General features: G+C 63.9%; 18 protein-coding genes. 5 read left to right on the forward strand and 13 right to left on the reverse strand.

What is annotated here, in order from left to right:
- Positions 1-59: 59 nt before the first annotated feature.
- From LDB26_RS11155 to phbB (LDB26_RS11185), 7 genes are all read right to left on the reverse strand, one after another.
- Positions 60-683 carry a hypothetical protein gene (locus tag LDB26_RS11155; RefSeq protein ID WP_051520107.1) on the reverse strand — a complete coding sequence of 208 codons (624 nt, stop codon included), beginning with the start codon at positions 681-683 and terminating at the stop codon, positions 60-62.
- Between the two features lie 205 nt (positions 684-888).
- Positions 889-2,013 carry an ABC transporter permease gene (locus LDB26_RS11160; RefSeq protein WP_257538453.1) on the reverse strand — a complete coding sequence of 375 codons (1,125 nt, stop codon included), beginning with the start codon at positions 2,011-2,013 and terminating at the stop codon, positions 889-891.
- Position 2,014: 1 nt separating this feature from the next.
- Positions 2,015-4,786, reverse strand: coding sequence for a ribosome-associated ATPase/putative transporter RbbA (gene rbbA, locus LDB26_RS11165; protein WP_257538456.1), 2,772 nt, complete (start codon positions 4,784-4,786; stop codon positions 2,015-2,017).
- Positions 4,783-5,856 carry an HlyD family secretion protein gene (locus tag LDB26_RS11170; RefSeq protein ID WP_222886452.1) on the reverse strand — a complete coding sequence of 358 codons (1,074 nt, stop codon included), beginning with the start codon at positions 5,854-5,856 and terminating at the stop codon, positions 4,783-4,785. Before LDB26_RS11170 ends, rbbA begins: the two co-directional genes overlap by 4 nt.
- A complete protein-coding gene (locus LDB26_RS11175; protein WP_257542088.1) occupies positions 5,853-7,304 on the reverse strand; it encodes an efflux transporter outer membrane subunit in 1,452 nt (483 codons plus the stop codon). Before LDB26_RS11175 ends, LDB26_RS11170 begins: the two co-directional genes overlap by 4 nt.
- A 110-nt stretch (positions 7,305-7,414) precedes the next feature.
- On the reverse strand, positions 7,415-7,852 hold the full coding sequence (locus tag LDB26_RS11180) for a hypothetical protein (protein ID WP_257538457.1): 438 nt from the start codon (positions 7,850-7,852) through the stop codon (positions 7,415-7,417).
- A gap of 102 nt (positions 7,853-7,954) precedes the next feature.
- Positions 7,955-8,683: an acetoacetyl-CoA reductase gene (gene phbB, locus LDB26_RS11185; RefSeq protein WP_257538458.1), complete on the reverse strand. Its 729-nt coding sequence runs from the start codon at positions 8,681-8,683 to the stop codon at positions 7,955-7,957.
- Between the two features lie 130 nt (positions 8,684-8,813).
- Between phbB (LDB26_RS11185) and LDB26_RS11190 the strand changes: the two genes are divergently transcribed.
- Positions 8,814-9,539, forward strand: a complete 726-nt coding sequence (locus LDB26_RS11190) for a TetR/AcrR family transcriptional regulator (protein ID WP_257538459.1) — start codon at positions 8,814-8,816, stop codon at positions 9,537-9,539.
- Positions 9,540-9,689: 150 nt separating this feature from the next.
- On the opposite strand, the gene lptB is transcribed toward LDB26_RS11190, so the two are convergent.
- From lptB to LDB26_RS11210, 4 genes are all read right to left on the reverse strand, one after another.
- A complete protein-coding gene (gene lptB / locus LDB26_RS11195) occupies positions 9,690-10,547 on the reverse strand; it encodes an LPS export ABC transporter ATP-binding protein (RefSeq protein ID WP_373886202.1) in 858 nt (285 codons plus the stop codon).
- Between the two features lie 80 nt (positions 10,548-10,627).
- Positions 10,628-11,812 (reverse strand): acetyl-CoA C-acyltransferase, encoded by a 1,185-nt coding sequence (locus LDB26_RS11200; protein WP_257538461.1) that lies wholly within the window; start codon positions 11,810-11,812, stop codon positions 10,628-10,630.
- 25 nt (positions 11,813-11,837) lie between these two features.
- Positions 11,838-12,560, reverse strand: a complete 723-nt coding sequence (gene phbB / locus LDB26_RS11205; protein WP_257538462.1) for an acetoacetyl-CoA reductase — start codon at positions 12,558-12,560, stop codon at positions 11,838-11,840.
- Positions 12,561-12,609: 49 nt separating this feature from the next.
- Entirely contained in the window at positions 12,610-13,350 is a 741-nt protein-coding gene (locus LDB26_RS11210; protein WP_257538463.1) for an SDR family NAD(P)-dependent oxidoreductase, read from the reverse strand.
- A gap of 517 nt (positions 13,351-13,867) precedes the next feature.
- On the opposite strand from LDB26_RS11210, the gene LDB26_RS11215 reads away from it, so the two are divergent.
- The 4 genes from LDB26_RS11215 to LDB26_RS11230 all read left to right on the forward strand — a co-directional run bounded on the left by LDB26_RS11215 (position 13,868) and on the right by LDB26_RS11230 (position 16,962).
- Positions 13,868-14,128 (forward strand): hypothetical protein, encoded by a 261-nt coding sequence (locus LDB26_RS11215; RefSeq protein WP_257538464.1) that lies wholly within the window; start codon positions 13,868-13,870, stop codon positions 14,126-14,128.
- Positions 14,125-15,339, forward strand: coding sequence for a phospholipase A (locus LDB26_RS11220; protein ID WP_043153833.1), 1,215 nt, complete (start codon positions 14,125-14,127; stop codon positions 15,337-15,339). Before LDB26_RS11215 ends, LDB26_RS11220 begins: the two co-directional genes overlap by 4 nt.
- Positions 15,340-16,033: 694 nt before the next feature.
- On the forward strand, positions 16,034-16,459 hold the full coding sequence (locus LDB26_RS11225; RefSeq protein ID WP_257538465.1) for an organic hydroperoxide resistance protein: 426 nt from the start codon (positions 16,034-16,036) through the stop codon (positions 16,457-16,459).
- A gap of 47 nt (positions 16,460-16,506) precedes the next feature.
- Positions 16,507-16,962 carry a MarR family winged helix-turn-helix transcriptional regulator gene (locus tag LDB26_RS11230; RefSeq protein WP_257538466.1) on the forward strand — a complete coding sequence of 152 codons (456 nt, stop codon included), beginning with the start codon at positions 16,507-16,509 and terminating at the stop codon, positions 16,960-16,962.
- A gap of 138 nt (positions 16,963-17,100) precedes the next feature.
- On the opposite strand, the gene LDB26_RS11235 is transcribed toward LDB26_RS11230, so the two are convergent.
- On the reverse strand, positions 17,101-17,448 hold the full coding sequence (locus LDB26_RS11235; RefSeq protein ID WP_257538467.1) for a hypothetical protein: 348 nt from the start codon (positions 17,446-17,448) through the stop codon (positions 17,101-17,103).
- A complete protein-coding gene (locus tag LDB26_RS11240) occupies positions 17,445-18,260 on the reverse strand; it encodes a universal stress protein (RefSeq protein WP_257538469.1) in 816 nt (271 codons plus the stop codon). The genes LDB26_RS11235 and LDB26_RS11240 overlap by 4 nt, the downstream gene beginning before the upstream one ends.
- Positions 18,261-18,583 lie beyond the last annotated feature (323 nt).

Below are 18,583 nucleotides of genomic sequence, written 5' to 3' on the forward strand. Positions count from 1 at the left end.
CCTCTTCTTTGCTTGGGGGCGTTGGACCGCAAGCGGCAACGCCCTGCATGAGATCGACTCTATTCCGGCTTCGCGGTCGGCGCCAATGCCCGCAATCCACCAATCAACGCATCGAGCCGCTGTTCGGCTTCACCATGTTCGGCCTCCGGATAAGCGGTGGCGACGCGGGCGCCCCAATAGCCAAGATCGACCGTCGTGAGACTGAATTCAAAGGGAACGCCTTCGCGGCTGCCGCGGAACCGTCCGCGCCAGACGGCATCCTTTGGCATGTCGGGAAGAACGACCGGCCCCTCGGACAGCGGCGTGCTTTCATCGAAATAGCTGCGCGCAAGCCACTTCATGATCGTATAATGCTCCTTCGCCGACATTTGCTCGATATGAACCAGCGAGATGCGGGCAACGATCGTCGAACCGTGCACTGGCGAACGATATTCGACGGAAACATACTGGCCGCTGGGATCATATCCCTGCTCGGCTACGCGGGTGAATCCGGCGAGCATATGGGGAAAGCGCGCACCGCTTCCCACATGCACCAAGGTCCCGTCGGAATCGAGGCGGAAGCCCGCCGGGGCGGTCGCTTCGGCGGCAGCGGGCGCCGACTGGGCGGCGGTGTGAATAGAAAGCCCAAGAAGAACACTCAGAACGAGCGGCGCAAGACGCCGGAGACGCGTCTTCCTTTTCATTCGGGAAGCTTCGCCATGATGATGGCGGCGATCGCCATCACCAGACCTGCTGTCAATCCATACAGGAAAATGACGTCGATCGACTGACGAATTCTGTCCAGGGCGTGCATGGAGATTCTCCCCTTTGTGGTGAGAAAAGTTTCGCGCAGCCGCGCTGGTGGGCATATTGGTAGTGTTACTGAGGCGGCCATCACCATGTGCCTGCTTATGCCATCGTTCCGATCGTCCGGCGGAACCGCGCGAGCGCGATCAGGAAAAACACTGCACCGATCACGGCGATGGCAAGGAACTGGGGCCAGACCACGTCGAAGCTCGCTCCCCGGTAGAGAATCGCCTGCGCCATTCTCACAAAATGGGTGGTGGGCGCGGCGAGCATCACCGTTTGCACGAACTCGGGCATGCTCTCGCGCGGGGTCATACCGCCGGACAACAGCTGGAGCGGCAGCAGCACGAGCATCAGCAACAGACCGAACTGAGGCATCGAGCGCGCGATCGTGCCCATGAAGATGCCGATCGACGTGGTGGCGAACAAATGCAGCGCCGCACCCGTCAGGAACAGCGGGATCGATCCCTCGATCGGCACCTTCAATATTCCTTCGACCACCACCAGCAGCGCGAAGGCGCAGGCGACAAGGACGACGAGCCCCATCGCCCAGACCTTGCTCGCCATGATCTCGAACGGCGTGATCGGCATTACCAGCAGATGCTCGATCGTGCCATGCTCGCGCTCGCGGATCAGCGCGGCGCCGGTCAGCACGATCGAGAGCATGGTGACGTTGTTGATGATCTCCATCACCGACCCGAACCAGCTTTGCGCGAGCGTCGGGTTGAAGCGGGCCCGCAGGGCGAGATCGGCGGGCGGCGCGGCCGTGGCCCGCGTTCCCTTCATGAACTCCGACACCTCGCCCTGGACGATCTGCTGGATATAGCCGCCGCCGGTGAACGCCTGGCTCATCCGCGTGGCGTCGATGTTGAGCTGGACGGTCGGCTGGCGGCCGGCGAGGACGTCGCGCTGGAAATCGGGCGGCAGGTCGAGCGCGAAGGTGTAGCGCCCGGCGTCCATGGCGGGATCGACCTCACCCAAGGCGAGCAGCGCCGGGTGCGTAAAGTGTGGCGGGTAAAACGCTCCGGTGATCCGGCTGGACAGCGGCGACTGATCCTCGTCGACAACCGCAATCGGCGCCTTGTTCAGTGTCTCGGGCATGGCGGAGGCCGCCACATAGATGCCGAGCGAGAAAGCGTAGACGATCAGCACCAGCATCATCGGATCGCGCCACAGGCTGCGCAGTTCTTTGACGCCCAGACGTCCGATATTGGCGATATGCCGCATCTCAGCCCTCCTGCTTTTTCAAAAGCGCGACGGACAGTGCGAGCAGCACCGGTACTGCCACGGCCAGCGCCAGAAGCGGCTGACCCAGATCGCCGAAGCCCAGCCCCTTGGAGAAGACGCCCCGACAGACGGTGACGAAATGGGTGGTCGGGAAGATGCGCCCGACGAACGCGCCGACGCCCTCCAGCGACGAGACCGGATTGATCAGCCCGGAAAACTGCACCGCCGGCAGGATGGTGCCGATCGCGGTGGCGAACAGCGCCGCGATCTGGCTGCGCATGAAGATCGAGAAGAGCAGCCCGATCGCGGTCGCGGACAGCGTGTAGAGCAAGGCCGCCACCGTCATCGCCAGCACATTGCCGGTGATCGGCACGCGAAAGACGAGCAGCGCCAGCAGCACCAGCAGCACATAGTTGAGCATGGCGAGCGCGACATAGGGAAGCTGCTTGCCGAGCAGGAACTCGATCCGCGTGATCGGCGTGACATAGAAGTTGATGATCGAGCCCAGCTCCTTCTCGCGCACGACGCTGAGCGCCGTCAGCATCGCCGGGAACAGCAGCAGCAGGACGGGGATGACCGCCGGCGCGATCGCGACCAGGCTCTTGACGTCGGGATTGTAGCGGTAGCGCGTCTCGATATTGATGAGGCCCGCCGAGGGCCGAGCGCCAAGCTCTTGCACGGCCATCTCTCCCAGCCATTGCGCGTGCAGTGCCTGGATATATCCCTGCACGGTCTCCGCCCGCATCGGCATGGCGCCATCGATCCACACGCCGATCTGGACCGGATCGCCGCGGCGCAGGTCGCGCGCGAAACCCGGTGGAATCTCGATCGCAACGCTGAGCTCGCCATCGCGCATGCGCCGGTCGAGCTGCGCATAATCGGTGATCGGCGGGCGTTCGATGAAGTAGCGGGATCCCGCAAGATTCAGAGCATAATTCTGGCTGGTGGTCGTCCCGTCGCGATCGAGCACCGCGAACGGCAGGTTCTCGACATCCAGGCTGATGCCATAGCCCATGATGAACATGAGCAGCACGCTTCCCAGAAGGGCGAGCGTGGCGCGGATCGGATCGCGACGCAGCTCCAGCGCCTCGCGCCGGGAATAGCTCAGCATCCGTCGGCGGCTGAAGGTGCGGGAAAAGGACGAAGCAGGCTCAGCCTTTGTCTCGGTGGCCGGCGCCGCGGCCGCCACTCCCGCCTCCGCCCTTTCATCTCCGCCCGCCGCGTCCTCCAGATAGCTGATGAACGCATCCTCGAGGTTTTTGCTGCCGCGCTTCTCGACGATCGCCGCCGGCGTATCGCTGACCAGCACCTTGCCGGCATGCATCAGCGAAATCCGGTCGCAACGCTCGGCCTCGTTCATGAAATGGGTCGAGATGAAGATCGTCACCTTGTCGTTGCGCGACAGGTCGATCATCATCTGCCAGAACTGATCCCGCGCGATCGGATCGACGCCCGAGGTCGGCTCGTCGAGGATCAGCATCTCGGGCTTGTGGATCATCGCCACCGCCAGACTGAGACGCTGGCGCTGGCCGAGCGGAAGGGCGTCGGGCAGCGCGTCCATGATGTCGGTCAGGTCGAAGCGTCCGGCCATCTCCTCGACCCGGGCGGGAATCTCTTCCGCCGGCACATGGAAGAGCTGTGCATGCAGCTCGAGATTCTGCCGGACCGTCAGCTCGGAATAGAGCGAGAAGGCCTGGGACATGTAGCCCACGCGCCGACGCGTCGCCACGTCGTCATTCTCGACTTCGCGCCCGAACAGCCACGCTTGGCCCTCGCTCGCCTTGAGCAGGCCGGTCAGCATCTTCATCGTCGTCGACTTGCCGCAGCCGTTCGAACCCAGGAAGCCGAAGGTCTCGCCGCGCTCGATCCGGAAATCGACATGGTCGACCGCGGTGAAATCGCCGAACCGCATCGTCAGTCCCTTGGCCTCGATCGCGATCTCGGCATCGCTCCCGTCGTTGCGCGGAGGGATGATCACCGGTTTGTGCCCGCGTCGGCGTTCCTCGGGCAGCAGCGCGATGAACGCCTGCTCCAACCCGTCGGTGTCGGTGCGTCGATAGAAATCCGCCGGCGTGCCGGTTGCGAGGATTTGCCCCGCATCCATCGCCACCAGCCAGTCGAACCGAGCCGCCTCCTCCATATAGGCGGTGGCGACAAGCACGCTCATGCCCGGCCGGTCGGCGCGGATGCGATCGATCAGGTCCCAGAACTGCGCGCGCGATAGTGGATCGACGCCGGTGGTCGGCTCGTCGAGCAGCAGGAAATCCGGATCATGGATCAGCGCGCAGCAGAGCCCGAGCTTCTGCTTCATCCCGCCCGAAAGCTTACCCGCCGGACGTTTGCGGAACGGCGCAAGGCCGGTGCTCTCGGTGAGCTGGGCGATCCGCCGCTCGCGCTCCTGCGCATCCTGCCCGAACAGGCGCGCGAAAAACTCCAGATTCTCGTCGATGGAGAGGGTCGGATAGAGGTTCTTGCCGAGGCCCTGCGGCATATAGGCGATGCGTGGACAGACCGCTTCGCGATGCCGCCGGTCCGCCATGTCGCCGCCGAGAACCTCGACACTGCCTTCCTGGATCACGCGCGCGCCGGCGAGCAGCGAGAACAGGGTGGACTTGCCGACGCCATCGGGACCGATCAGCGCCACCATGCGTCCGGCCGGAATTTCCAGATCGATGCCATCGAGCGCCCGCGTCCTGCCATAATCCAGGGCGACGCCCGAAAGGCGCGCCGCCAATCGAGGCGATGCGCCCTCCGAAATTCCAGGCTCAGTCATCGTGACACGTTGACGGTCAGCTTCGCCGGCCATTCGGCATCGCGGCTGGTCCGCACATAGGCCATGCCGGGAAGCCCGGTTTTGACCTGGGTGATATGGCGATCGAGCAAAGCGGGATCGATCCGTGCCTTGACGCGGAACATCAGCTTCTGCCGCTCGCTCTCCGTTTCCACCGTCTTGGGCGTGAACTGCGCGACATCGGCGACGAACGAGACCCTGGCGGGGATCACATAGTCGGGCGCGGCATCGAGCACGATCCGCACGTCGCTCCCCAGCGCCACGCGTCCCGCCACCGTCTCGGGCAGGAAGAAGGTCATGTAGACGTCGCCGAGATTGACGAGGTTGAGCACCCGCCCGCCGCCGGCGACGACCTCGCCCGGCTGGGCCACGCGATACTGAACCCTTCCGCCCACCGGAGCGCGCAGGTCGCTGTCGCGGATATCGGCCTCGATCCGCTCGATCGTCGCGCGGACGGCATCGACGTTCGAGCGCGCGCCGATCACCTGGCTGCGCGCGGTGCCGATGGCCGCATCGACCGCAGCCAGCTGCGCGCGCGCCGCCTCGACGGCAGCCGTCGCGCCTTCGACCTGCGCCTGATCGTCGTCGCGCTCCTGAACCGCGGTCGCACCCTCGCGCGCCAGCGTTTCCGAGCGAGCGAGCCGCTTGCGCGCGGCGCTCAGCTCCGCCTCACGCTGCCGCACGGCGGCAAAGGCGGCCGCGCGCTCGCTCTGGCGCTGCGACACCTGGCTTTGCGCGATCAGGATCGCGTTTTGCGCCTGGGCGAGCTGCGCCTGTGCCTCGGAGCGCTGGGCGTTGAGGACATCGGTGTCCATATGCGCGACGACCTGTCCCGCCTTCACGAAGTCGCCCTCGTCGGCGACGATGTCGCGGATCCGCCCAGGGGTCTTGGCGGAAATGTCGATCTCGATCGCCTCGATCCGGCCATTGCCGCCAATGATGCCGTCCGGCAGGCCGCCGGGCTTGAGCAGCTGCCACAGGGTCAGAGCGACGGCAATGACGGCCACGGCGATGGCGCCCCTGATGAACCATTTCTTCTGGGGCGTCGTCATTGTGCTGGATTCCCGGTTTCAGCTGCGTTGATGTCGAAGGCTGGATTCTGGATGAAGCCCCCGCCCAGCGCCGCATAGAGGGCGACGGCGCTCCCGAGATGGGCGCGGCGAAGCTGGACAAGCGCCTGCTCGGTGTCGAACAGGTCGCGCTGCGCGTCGAGCACTTCGAGATAGGCCGAGCGCCCGTTATCGAAGCGCAACTGGGCAAGGCGCGCGCGTTCCTGAAGCGCCGCGAGCATGATGCGCGTCGTTTCGATCTGGAGGCCGATCTGCCGGCGCCGGACCAAGGCATCCGACACATCGCGGAACGCGGCCTGTACCGTCCCTTCATAATCCGCGACCGCAATCACCTGCCGGGCCTTCGCCACGTCGAGATTGCCCTTGAGGCGTCCGGCATTGAACAAGGGCAGGCTTAGGGTCGGCGTGAAATTCCAGGAAAGGCTTCCCCCCTTGAACAAGCCGTCCAGTTCGCTGCTCGCCGTCCCGAAGGCGCCGGTCAGGCTGATATTCGGAAAGAAAGCGGCGCGCGCGGCGCCGATATTCGCTTCGGCTGCGCGAAGCACATATTCCGCCGCCACGATGTCGGGCCGGTTGACGAGAAGCTCTGACGGCAGGCCCGGAGGAAGCACGACCTCCGGCGCGGCTTCTGCAAGGCCGAGCGGCCCCGGCCGGATGTCGACCGGACGCCCGACCAGCAGTGCCAGCGCGTTGCGATTGACCTCGCGATCCTGATCGAGCGCCTGCAGCGCCGTCTGCGCCTGCGCCAACAGGGTCTGCGCCTGCGTCATCTCGAGCTTGGAGCCCGAGCCCACCTCATAACGCCGCCGCAGGATCCGAAGCGCGTCCTCGCGCGTCGTGATCGTCCGGCTCGCCAGCGCGACGCGTTCCTCATATTCGCGCTCGAGCAGATAGCCGTTGGCGACCTGGGCGATGAGGTCGGTAGCGATCGCGCGTCGAGCTTCTTCCGTCGCCAGATACTGCGCGCGCGCCGCCGCGTTGAGGTTGCGCAGCCGGCCCCAGAAGTCGATCTCCCAGCCGGCGCTCAGCTGCGCATAGATCTGGTTGCCCGTCACGGCCTGGCCCGTCACCGACAGATCGGCAGGGGTTCGTCCCCGCGTTCCGGTCGCCACGGCATCGAACTGGGGATAGAGCGCCGAGCCTTGGATCCGCCAAGACGCCCGCGCTTCCGCGACACGCCCCGAGGCGATCCGGATATCGCGGTTGTTCTCCAGCGCCGCAGCGATCAGTGCCCGAAGCTGCTCCTCATGGAAAAAATCGTACCAGCCGACCCGGGCGATGGACGACGAGTCGGAGGCCGATGCGGCATAGCCCTGCGGAACGGGCTGCGGCGGACGGACGTGTGCCGGCGCGAACGAGCAGCCGGCCAGAAGCATGGACGCAGCGAGACAGGCTACGCTTGTAGCTGGCCGTCGGTATCTGGCCCTCATGATCTCCGGAACGGCCATATCGTCGCGCACTGCCCCTGGTTCGGTCTTCAAATAGCCGGCTCCCGTCCGGGAACCGGGCGGGAGCCGTTGTTCGCCGTGAGATGCGACCCTCAGGCTGTCTCGGTAGCTTTCGCAGGCGCGCGCACCGGGGCCGCGGGAACCTTCGCCTTCTCCGGCTCGGCCGCCGACTTCTTGAGCAGGGGCTGGAACCACGCCTGGATGGTTCCGGTCAGTTCCTGCTGGCTGGTCGCCTGCGAGAACAGATCTTTCCAGCTACCCTGCCATTCGTCGATCGCGGCCTTGAGTTTGCCCACCGACGCCTCTCGGCTCTTCTCCGCCTCGGCGAACAGGCTCGTGACCGCATCGCTCCTGAAGCTGGGAACCGTCCCCGGCTTCAGCTCCTTCAGCTGATCGACGAAGAGGGTCGCCGCCTTGCTGCCGATCTGCGCATAATCCTCACCGCCGGTCCGGGCGATCTCGGCGAATTTGAGGACGAGCTCGCCATTGGCCTTGGCAAGCGCGGTGATCTGATCGAGGGGGGTGCTCATAGGTCAGGTCCTTTCGAGGATCGAGGTGGGGGAAAACAGTTTCCGTTGCGATGCTGCGCTGCGATATGAGGGATTATCCTTACGCATGACGGCAGACGAGGCTCAGCCATTCGCGATATATTGCCCGCCGTTGATGGTGAGCACCGAACCCGTGCAGAAGGCTGCCTTTGGCGAGGCGAAATAGGAGACGGCTTGCGCAACCTCGTCGGGGTCGCCGAGACGGCCGACAGGGATGCCGGCGATGATCCCGGCGCGCACCTCCTCCTTGACGGCGGCGACCATGTCCGTGTCGACATAACCGGGGCAGACGGCGTTGACGGTTATGCCGCGCGCGGCATTTTCCTGAGCCAGCGCCTTGGTGAAGCCGATCACGCCCGCCTTCGCCGCGGAATAGTTGACCTGCCCGACCTGGCCCTTCTGCCCATTGATCGACGAGATGTTGATGATCCGGCCGAAGCGCCGCTCGCGCATGCCCCCGATGATTGCGCGGGTCATGGTGAACATCGAGTCGAGGTTGGTCGCCAGCACGGACCGCCAATTGTCCCAGCTCATCTTGTGGAAGACCCCGTCGCGGGTGATGCCCGCATTGTTGATGAGGATGGACACCGGCCCAAGCCGTTCTTCGACCTGGGCCACGCCGTCCCGGCACGCCGCCTCGTCCGCAACGTCCCACTTGAACACCGGTATGCCGGTGTCCTGCTTGAACCGGGCGGCGGCGGCGTCATTGCCATGATAGACGGCCGCTACCTCATGGCCTTCGGCCTTCAGCGATCGGGCGATGGCCGCGCCGATCCCGCGCGTGCCACCGGTTACGAGTGCGATATCCGTCATGATCGTCCGGGTCCGTTCCTGTTTCAGATGCGCCGCGAGGTTTCCCCCACAGCTCCTCCCCGGACAATGCGTATGTATACTTAGCGGTTTTGTTATCGCCTCCTGGCGATACCGGATCAAGTCAAAACTCATGCAAGACCTGGATGATCGGGTTAGAGACGGTTTTATGACACGAGCAACATCAACCGGAACCGCCAGGCGCCTGCCGCCGCGTGACCCCAAAGGTGGTCGGCCGACGCAGGAAATCGCGGCCCTACTGGGCGTTCACATTCTTGATGTGGCGCTCGAGCAGTTCATCGCCCAGGGCGTGGAAGGCGCCAGCATGGAGGGGATTGCGAATGCCGCCAATGTGTCCAAGCGCACGCTCTATTCCCGGTTCGGGTCCAAAACGGCGCTGCTTTTTGCTGCCATCGAACATGGGACGGCGCATTATCTCAGGCCAATCGCCGCGAATATTCCGGCCGGCTCGACGCAGGACAAACTTCTCCATGTTAGCAGGAAAATGCTCGATGCATCGCTCAAGCGCGAAGCCATAGGTTTGGAGTCACTTGTCAGCTGGATTGCCGACCATAAATCGGAGGTCAGCCAGGTCACTCCTTCGATGGGCGCGAAGGCGGGGATTGCGTTGATCCAATCCATCCTCGAACAAGTCGGCGATGGCGACGAAAAGCGCGCGTATGATCTGCCGTTCCTCGCGACCTTCCTCTTCGATGCGTTGGTCACCTGCCCACGGACGCGCATTCTCCTGCGGCACGAACTGGAAAACACATCCCGCGCCAAAGCCGACTATCTCAAGCGCACCATGAATCTCATCGCGCGCGGAATGCCCTTCCTGGACGAAGACTGCTCCGGTTAACTCCATGTTCGATCCTGTTGGATACGGACTCCGACCGCAAGTCTGGCGTCATGCCGTCGCCCCGATGCATGAACACGAGCAGGCCGCCGTCGAGGCTGGCCCGGTGCTGAGCGGCGGCAACGGAGCGGCCATGATCGACCAAAGGACAGGTCACTGCTCATAGTTCTCGCCAAGGTAGAGTCTGCGCACATCGGGATTGTGAAGCACGGCGTCGGGCGCCCCCTCGAACAGCACCCTCCCCTCATGGATGACATAGGCCCGATCGACCAGTTCGAGCATCTCGTGGACATTATGGTCGGTTATGAGGACGCCGACCCGATGCTGCTTGAGGTCGCGCACCATCAGCTTGATATCGACGATCGACAAGGGGTCGATGCCGGTAAAGGGCTCGTCCAGCAACATGATCGCCGGCTGTGCAGCCATCGCACGAGCAATCTCGGTGCGGCGGCGTTCTCCGCCTGACAAAGCCGGAGCCGGCGTATCGCGGACATGGGCAATACTGAACTCGGCGAGCAGTTCATCAAGGCGCGCCGCGATCACCGCGGGATCGTCCGTGCGGCACTCGAGCACCGCGGTGATGTTTTCCGCAACCGTCATTCCCCGAAAGACCGATGGCTCCTGCGGAAGATAGCCCAGACCCCGTGCCGCGCGCCTGTCCATCGGAAGCGCCGTGACATCCGCTCCGCCAAGCAGGATCGTGCCGGCATCGACGCTCGTCAAGCCGACGATCGCATAGAAGCAAATCGTCTTTCCGGCGCCGTTGGGACCAAGCAGCCCCACGATTTCGCCCGGTTTGACGTTGAGCGAAACGCCGTGGAGAACCTTTCGGGCGCCGAATGATTTTTCGATCCCGACAATCGAGAGTCCTTGGGCCGTACCGTCGGAGCTCTGCAATTCGCCTAGTCGACCGGTCACCGGACCGCCACCCGTATGAACAGACGTGCCGCTATCCACGGCTCTCCGGTTCCCCTGCGAGAGTGGGTTTTCCAGAAAGCTCGCGATGAGCATGGGCACGCGACACCTTATCGGTTGCGTTCGGGCCAGGGCAGCGTCGATGGAAGATCGATCGCCGCCCCAAGCCTCTTCGCTCAGGAGACTGCCTCAAGGAGCAGGGCAACGCCCTGCCCGCCCCCGATGCAAAGCGTGACGAGCCCCCGCCTGAGCCCGTCGCGCCGCATCGACTGGAGAAGCCGCGCGGTTAGCACGGCACCCGTCGCGCCGATCGGATGTCCGTGGGCGATAGCTCCGCCTTCAACGTTGACGATGTCCTCGGGCAAGCCCAGTTCCCTTACGACGGCGATGGCGATGGCGGCAAACGCCTCGTTGATCTCGACCCGTTCGAGATCCGACACCGACCAGCCCGCACGGGTGAGCGCCTGGCGCACGGCCGGGACCGGCCCCAGCCCGAACAGTCCGGGCTCCACCGCACCCACGCCGAAAGCGACCAGCCGACCGACCGGAGCAACGCCGTGCTGGCTGGCCCAGTCCTCGCTCGCCACGATCATCGCCGCCGCACCGGTATTGAGGCCGGGCGCATTGCCTGCCGTGATTGTTCCTTCCGGACGAAAGGCCGGCTTGAGGTGGGCGAGGCTTTCGAGCGTCGCATCCGACCGGTTCTGCTCGTCCCGCGAGAAGCTGGTCGGCCCCTTTCGTCCCGGAATTTCGACCGCCACGATCTCGCTATCGAACTTGCCGGCCGCCTGGGCCGTACTGAACCGCTGCTGCGAACGCACGGCCCAGCTGTCCTGGGCTTCGCGCGAGATCTGGAATTTCGTGACGAGATCCTCGGTCACCCAGCCCGAATGCTGGTCGACGAATGCGTCGTTGAGACCATCATGGAGCATGCTGTCGAAAAGCTTGCCGTCTCCCATCCGATAGCCCCAGCGGCCCTTCTCGATGAGGTAGGGTGCCTGATCCATATTCTCCATCCCGCCCGCGACCGCGGCATTCGTCAGGCCCAGCATGATCTCCTGCGCTGCGGTGGCGATCGCCTGGGCTCCGGAGCCGCAGACCCGGTTGACGGTCATCGCCGGCACAGTGTCGGGGATTCCGCCCCCGATCGCCGCCTGCCGCGCCGGGTTCATCTTCGCACCGGCCTGCACCACCTGGCCCATGACGACCGTATCGATCGCCTCCCCGGTTACGCCGGCGCGCTTCAGCGTCTCCGCGATGGCGATACTGCCGAGTCTCGGCGCGGCCATGTCCTTGAGGCTGCCGCCATAGCTGCCGATGGCGGTTCGCACGGGTGCGCAAAGAACAACATTCGTGGTCATGATCTTCTCCTTCCATTCGGCCGCTTCAGGCCATGTATTTGCCGCCGTTGATCGAAAGCGTGGCGCCAGTGACAAAGCCGGCTTCGTCCTCGATCAGGAAGAGGACGCCGCGCGCGATCTCATCGGGCGTGCCGAGACGGCCGACCGGAACGGCGCCGAGAACTGCCTTCATCGCGTCCGCTGATACTGCGGCGACCATAGCCGTGTCGGTATAGCCCGGCGCGATCGCATTGACCGTGACGTTGCGCGCCGCGCCCTCGAGCGCGAGAGCCTTGGTGAAGCCGATCACGCCCGCCTTGGCAGCGGCATAGTTGGTCTGGCCGAACTGCCCCGACAGGCCGTTGACTGAACTCACATTGACGATCCGGCCGAAGCGCCGCTCGCGCATGCCTTCGATCACTGCACGGCACATGTTGAAGCAGCCGCCGAGGTCGACGTCGATCACGCTGCGCCATTGCTCCTCGCTCATCTTGTGGAGCGTGCCGTCGCGGGTGATGCCGGCATTGTTGACGAGGATATCGACCGGCCCGACCTCCGCGACCACCTTGGCGACGCCCGCCTGGCTCGCGGCAAAATCTCCCACGTTCCAGCCATAGACCGGAATGCCCGTCTCGTCGTGAAACGCCTGGGCTTCGGCCTCGTTGCCGAAATAATTGGCGACGACGGTGTAGCCGTGCGCCTTGAGGAGTCGTGCGGTCGCGGCGCCGATGCCGCTCACGCCGCCGGTGATAAGCGCTATACGGGACATGAGAAATTCCTTGCTGCTAGTGCTGATGAAAAGGGAGTGGGCGACGCGGTCACTGCGCGAGATAGCCGCCATCGACGGGATAGTAGCCGCCGGTCATGAACGAGGCGCGATCGGAGAGCAGAAAGGCGACAAGCACCGCCACCTCCTCGGGCCGGCCGAGCCGGCCAATAGGATGCTGATCGATCAGCGCGGGCGACGGTTCGCCCTGCGCCCGGATCAGCGGCGTGTCGATGACGGCCGGCCCGACCGCGTTGACGCGGATTCCCTTACGCGCATAGTCGACGGCGGCGGTTCGGGTCATGCCGACCACGGCATGCTTGGCGGCCGTATAGGCGATCGTGCCGGGCAGGCCGAGCATGCCGCAGATCGAGCTCATGTTGACGATCGCCCCGCCGCCCGAGGCGAGCATCGCGGGAATCTGATAGCGCATGCCGTAGAACACGCCGTCCATGTCGACGCTGAGCACGCGCCGCCATTCGGCAAGATCATATTCACCCGCTGGAGCGGAGACGCCGCCTACGCCTGCATTGTTCACGGCAAGATCAAGGCGACCGAAGGTCTTCACCGCGAAAGCCACCATCGCCTCGACATCCGCGGCGTTCGCTACGTCTGTCCGAAGCGGAATGGCCCGGTTGTCACCGATCTGGGCGGCCAGAGTGTCCGCGCGGTCGACATCGAGATCGGCGAGCACGAGCCGGGCGCCGGAGGCAGCCAACTCACGGGAAATGGCTTCGCCCAACCCGCTGGCGGCTCCGGTCACGATCGCGACCTTGTCATTGAAGTCGAACATCCGGTTCTCCAGAGCGCACGAAAGCCGCCGCCCAAAACGGGCGTCGCCAAGCCGATCCGGCACCTCTCCCTGGCGTTTTGGATTCCCGATCACCACGGGATATGCGGTTCATGTGCATCGCCGGAGCACCACCCCGCCATCGGGAACTATACTTATGCGTTTCGTATCGACGCTAATTCGTTCCTCTTTCCATCCGGGAAAGCGTGAGGAATGGACGACGGCTGGAGCGGCAGGATCGTCACAAATCGGATGGCGAAGGACATATTCTGTGTCGGGCCAGGCGCAAATATACTGATGGCCGGGGTTGCGCCTTATCTCTCCCCTGCAGTACCGTTCTGTGAAATTGGCGACTCTCGGAAAGACATGCGTGGTGGTAAGATGAGAGTAGCCGCTTGATAACGATGGTATAATCGGAGGCGGTTTCAGGGGAGGATGCTGAGTCAGGCTACGTCATCGCGTAGTGCGTGTTCCTCGCTGTCAGGCGATGGAAGGGCATGTCCGATTGGAGATGAGGAACATGGACACATCCGCCGCCACTTCGCCACCAGACCCGTTGGAAGACGTTGCAGAGACATTCATTCGCGCCGCGGTTACCCGGCTCGCCTCGGCTTTTCCGCCCGCAATGCTCCTCCAGGTCTTCTCCGACCGGACATTTCACCTCGCCCTCCCGCCGGGCAAGCGACCGCGGCGCAACGCCAGGATCGCGCGCGAACATACGCGGCTGCTCGATTATCCGGTCCGTGGTGCAGGCGACAGCGGTTGGCACCTGCGCGCATGACGATCCGTCCGCACTTCTGGTTCATGGCTGGCGCATCGATTCTCCTCGCGCCGACGGCCCATGCCGCCTCGCCGGTCGAGATCCTGATCGGCGACGCCGGCCAGCGCGACCAGGACGGCGCCATTCTGGTCGATCTGCGATTGCTCAACGGGGACCGAGATCCACAAACGGTATCCTTGCCCGACCGAATCGAGGCACGGATCGGGGCTGCCGGATCTGTCCGGACCGTCTGGCTCGAACGCGCTGCGAATGTCCCGGCCAGCCTGACCGTGCCGCCTGGCGGGTTCATGCGCGCTCGCTATTGCTTTCGCGCGCCTTCCGACCTGACGCTGGATGGCGCGACGCTTTCCATTCCGGCGTGGCGTTCGCAGCAGATCACTGTTGCTTTGCGGTCGGCGACGCAAGTGGCGCAAGCCATATCCGCACCGCAGGCGCCTTCCGAGCCGGAGCGGGAAGCGGCGCCGCCGCCCGCCGACCGTTCGGCTGGCAATGCCTTTCTCGTCAATCTCTCGGCCTATGAGCCGATCTACGCCGTCTACGGGCCTGGCACCAACAGTGAGGCAAGGATCCAGATCAGCTTCAAATACCAGCTGTTCGGATCGAGACGGGCTGATGGGCTGCCGGGGTCCTGGCGTGATGGGCTTCACTTCGCCTATAGCCAGCGTATGTTCTGGGACCTGGGCGGGAACTCCTCGCCGTTCCGCAATGTCGATTATCAGCCCGAACTCTTCTATCTGACCCCTTCCGCCACTTTGTCGAACGGCATCTCGGTGAGCGCGCAGGGCGGTATCCGGCATGAATCGAACGGGCGCGACGGCGCGGCGTCGCGCAGCATCAACAGCGTCTATGTCGCGCCGATGGCGGCGATCCCGCTCGGCGGAGACTATCGCCTCTCGGTCGCACCACGTCTGGCGCTTTTCGTCGGCGACAAGTCGGACAATCCCGATATCCGCCGATACCGCGGCATCACGGGGCTATTCGTGGAGATCGGGGAGGATGAAGGACTGCGCCTCTCCACCTCCACCCGGTTCAACTTTTCGAGCGGCAAGGGCGCGCTCAGTGCCGATCTCTCCTATCCGCTGCCTCGTCTGCTGGGGGGTGGTCCGGACCTTTATCTGTTCGGACAGAGTTTCGTTGGCTATGGCGAGAACCTGCTCGACTATGATCGGCGCATGACGCGGTTCAGAATAGGCGTCGCGCTCGTGCGATAACGGAGATCGAGACCGGGATCGAGACGGCGATTCCGGACGAAACCTGCATCCCCCCACTCGACAACACTCTTCATAGGCCAAGCAGACAATAGCTGGCATATGAGTGCGGGTCCGGCAAGGGTCGGACCGACGGGCCGCGTCGACTCTGCCGATCTGCGGCATTGAGTAGGAATGGAGAAAATCGGTCGTACCTCGCGTCGCTTCGGGGTCGGGATCGTCGGACGTTGGCTGGGCTGGACCTTAGCCGCCTCCCCTTCTTGCAGCTGGGCCCCGCGCCTGCCCGGCCATCTTCACGCGATTCCATCCTAGAATCTGAGAAATATATTGTTCAACATTATATTGTGTGCAATTTGATTGTGTGCACCCATCGAGTCGGATCCGTGGGAACGGATCCTGGCGCCTCGTGAGCGATAATCACGGGACGTGACTGCGATCGAACGAGAAGGAGATCATTCCATCCCCGGAGTTGCCCAGCTTCTGTGCCGCAGAGAACATCGGTCCCGACTGCGAGACGATCGTGATCGGCAATATCAGCGACGCCCGCGAATGCTTGACACGGACGAACGTGAAGTACCGCTTCGTCATAGGCATGGCCACGCTGTCTGGCACACCCGCGACTCGAAGATATTGAGGGCAGCGGCTCCGAGAACAATGGAACGCCGGGTGTGCATACCATTTCAACTGGAGGATTATCATGAGCACACTGTATACGACGAGAGTCAAAGCCGTGGGCGGCCGTGCGGGCACGGTTCGCAGCGATGACGGACTGCTCGAACTTTCCCTGGCCCTGCCGACGGGGCTTGGAGGCAAGGGCGGAGCCACTAATCCTGAGCAGCTGTTCGCGGCCGGCTATGCCGCCTGTTTCGAGAATGCGGCCATTCACGTCGCGCGGAGCAAGAAGCTCGCTATGGCCGATGATGATTTTGAAGTGGTCGCCACGGTCAGCCTTCTGCCCAACGGCAGCGGCGGTTTCAAATTGGCCGCCGCTCTCGACGTTTCGATCGCGGGCCTGGAGCAGGTCGCCGCCGAAGACCTGATCGCAGCCGCGCATGCCGTCTGCCCTTACTCGAACGCAGTCCGGGGTAATGTGGACGTCGCGATTAGCGTGAGCACGCGCTGATGGTGAGGCGGGAAGCGGACGCTGACGAGATCTCGGCGGAAACGGCGATGACGGAGGACGATCCCCTGCGACTGGACCGTCAGGTCTGCTTCCCGCTTTATGCCGCCTCGAACCTTTTGACCCGGCTTTATTGTCCGGTTCTGTCAAAGATCGGTCTCACCTACCCCCAGTATCTTGTCATGCTGGTGCTCTGGGAGTCTGAGCCCCACACCATTGGCGAGCTCGGCGCCACGCTGCATCTGGACAGTGGAACGCTCACGCCGCTCCTGAAACGGATGGAGGCTGCCGGACTTCTCACGCGTCGACGGGATCTCGCCGACGAGCGCCGCGTGATCGTTGCGCTGACCGAGGCCGGGCGCTGCCTGCGGGTGCCGGCGAGTAGCGTGCCCGCGACGCTGGGCGAAGGCCTTGACCTTTCTCCAGAGGCGGTCGTCTCGTTGCGGGATGCGGTGCAGAATTTGGTGGCGGTGCTTACGAAACGACCGCGGCACAAAGGAACATAAGCCATGTTGACCGTCCATCATCTCGGTATATCTCAATCGGAGCGGCGGATTGTGGCGCGGGCTGCCCGCCGGACCGCTCAGCCTTGCCTCGACCCGCCGCGTTCCGCATCAGCTTGCCACTTGAGGCATTGATCAGTGCTATCTTGCTGTCTTCGTTTCAGCACAGCTGGCCTCCTCCAGTGCCCTCCACTTTGCGTAGTTGCTTTCATCCTGGGCCTGCAGATAGGCTGCGGCCGCCAACCCGGCCTGTAGGCACCGATCCGCCGCGCTGGCCCCTTCCGTGTTTATCTCATATTGGGTCACCGCCGCCGCGGCCGCCCTTCTGTTGGTGTCATTGCTGCGTGGATCCACCATCTTGTCACAGCTTGCGAGGCCGAGTGTGACCAGGAGCAGCACGATCTTTTGCGACGTCACGATCACTTGCGCTGATCGCGCGTTTGCTTTTGGAGCCAGCGACCGCCCGCCCCCTATGTCGACAGCGGTCAATGGGACAGCATTGTGCATCTTACGGGATCCAGCAACAGATCGGCGGTCACGCCACCAAACGCCCATTCCCGGAGCCGGCCGTGCCCATATGCTCCGGCGACAACGACATCGGCGTGCTGAGCGCGAGCGACCGCCGCAAGGGCAGCCACATCATCGCCGGTCGACGGCGCCACCAGCGTCTCCGCCAGAATACCGTGTCTTTTGAGCCATGCGGCCACATCGGTCAGCCGCCGACCGGCCGCAGCTTCGTCCTCCTCCCTAGCGACCTCGACGACAGTCACATGGCCGGCCATTTCCAGTAGCGGCAATGCATCAAGTGCGGCACGCCGGGCTTCACGGCTGTCCTTCCAGGCCACCAGCACCTGCTCCGGTCGCAGCCCCTTAGCGTGCGTAGGAACGACAATTACCGGTCGCCCAGTCTGCATCACCAGATCGCCGATATTTGCGCGTCGTGTATCGGGAAGCAGCGAGCCGCCACGATCCGGTGCGGTCAGGATGACATCGACGCCGCGTGCCTCGCGTGCGAAATAGTCCGCAAGCGGCGTGGCCATCTCCACGCAGCGCCATTCAATATCCGCGACTCGGCCGTCCAGCAGAGCTCGAAACTCTGCCTGGGCCTCCTTGGCTTCGCTTTCAATTTCGACACGATCCAGTTCGATCGCTTCACCGGAAACATAAGCGCCAGCAAATGCCGTCGCCATCAACGGCTGGCACGCGGCAATTCCGATGACGCCAGCCTGCGATCGTTCGGCCAGGTCGGCAGCAACATTGAGCAGCGCGGCATTGGACCGGCCGAGCTCCAGATGCACCATCAAAGTTGCGTAACTCACTGGCGGGCCTCCTACGATGTGTCGCGTTGCCGGGACGAATTCCCAAGGTATCGACAGAAGATATCCGTAGGCTATGCGACATTGCTTCCCTATCGGGTCATCTACTTACAGGCGCGACGATGAGCGCTCTCGTCGCGTGGATCGCTCAGTAGGTTTGGCACCCGGACGGGCCTTACGGTCCCGCTCGACGCCACCGGCAACAGGCTCTCGCGCCGCGGCGGAAATCGAGACGACCTCGAATGTTGCGTGTCCATTCGGCGGCGATGCGGGTGGATATTTCTCATGCGTGCATGATACGATTCCAG

The organism is Sphingobium sp. CFD-1, from assembly GCF_024611115.1.
Taxonomy (GTDB): Bacteria; Pseudomonadota; Alphaproteobacteria; order Sphingomonadales; family Sphingomonadaceae; genus Sphingobium; species Sphingobium baderi_A.

Excerpts from the sequence above, each read along its gene's own strand:
- LDB26_RS11220 (WP_043153833.1), top strand. The coding sequence starts at position 14,125 with ATGACGATCCGTCCGCACTTCTGGTTCATGGCTGGCGCATCGATTCTC.
- LDB26_RS11210 (WP_257538463.1), bottom strand. The coding sequence starts at position 13,350 with ATGTTCGACTTCAATGACAAGGTCGCGATCGTGACCGGAGCCGCCAGC.
- rbbA (WP_257538456.1), bottom strand. The coding sequence starts at position 4,786 with ATGACTGAGCCTGGAATTTCGGAGGGCGCATCGCCTCGATTGGCGGCG.
- lptB (WP_373886202.1), bottom strand. The coding sequence starts at position 10,547 with ATGCTCATCGCGAGCTTTCTGGAAAACCCACTCTCGCAGGGGAACCGG.
- LDB26_RS11175 (WP_257542088.1), bottom strand. The coding sequence starts at position 7,304 with ATGAGGGCCAGATACCGACGGCCAGCTACAAGCGTAGCCTGTCTCGCT.
- LDB26_RS11215 (WP_257538464.1), top strand. The coding sequence starts at position 13,868 with ATGGACACATCCGCCGCCACTTCGCCACCAGACCCGTTGGAAGACGTT.
- phbB (WP_257538458.1), bottom strand. The coding sequence starts at position 8,683 with ATGACGGATATCGCACTCGTAACCGGTGGCACGCGCGGGATCGGCGCG.
- LDB26_RS11170 (WP_222886452.1), bottom strand. The coding sequence starts at position 5,856 with ATGACGACGCCCCAGAAGAAATGGTTCATCAGGGGCGCCATCGCCGTG.
- LDB26_RS11180 (WP_257538457.1), bottom strand. The coding sequence starts at position 7,852 with ATGAGCACCCCCCTCGATCAGATCACCGCGCTTGCCAAGGCCAATGGC.
- LDB26_RS11240 (WP_257538469.1), bottom strand. The coding sequence starts at position 18,260 with ATGGTGCATCTGGAGCTCGGCCGGTCCAATGCCGCGCTGCTCAATGTT.
- phbB (WP_257538462.1), bottom strand. The coding sequence starts at position 12,560 with ATGTCCCGTATAGCGCTTATCACCGGCGGCGTGAGCGGCATCGGCGCC.
- LDB26_RS11200 (WP_257538461.1), bottom strand. The coding sequence starts at position 11,812 with ATGACCACGAATGTTGTTCTTTGCGCACCCGTGCGAACCGCCATCGGC.
- LDB26_RS11190 (WP_257538459.1), top strand. The coding sequence starts at position 8,814 with ATGCAAGACCTGGATGATCGGGTTAGAGACGGTTTTATGACACGAGCA.
- LDB26_RS11225 (WP_257538465.1), top strand. The coding sequence starts at position 16,034 with ATGAGCACACTGTATACGACGAGAGTCAAAGCCGTGGGCGGCCGTGCG.
- LDB26_RS11155 (WP_051520107.1), bottom strand. The coding sequence starts at position 683 with ATGAAAAGGAAGACGCGTCTCCGGCGTCTTGCGCCGCTCGTTCTGAGT.
- LDB26_RS11230 (WP_257538466.1), top strand. The coding sequence starts at position 16,507 with ATGACGGAGGACGATCCCCTGCGACTGGACCGTCAGGTCTGCTTCCCG.
- LDB26_RS11160 (WP_257538453.1), bottom strand. The coding sequence starts at position 2,013 with ATGCGGCATATCGCCAATATCGGACGTCTGGGCGTCAAAGAACTGCGC.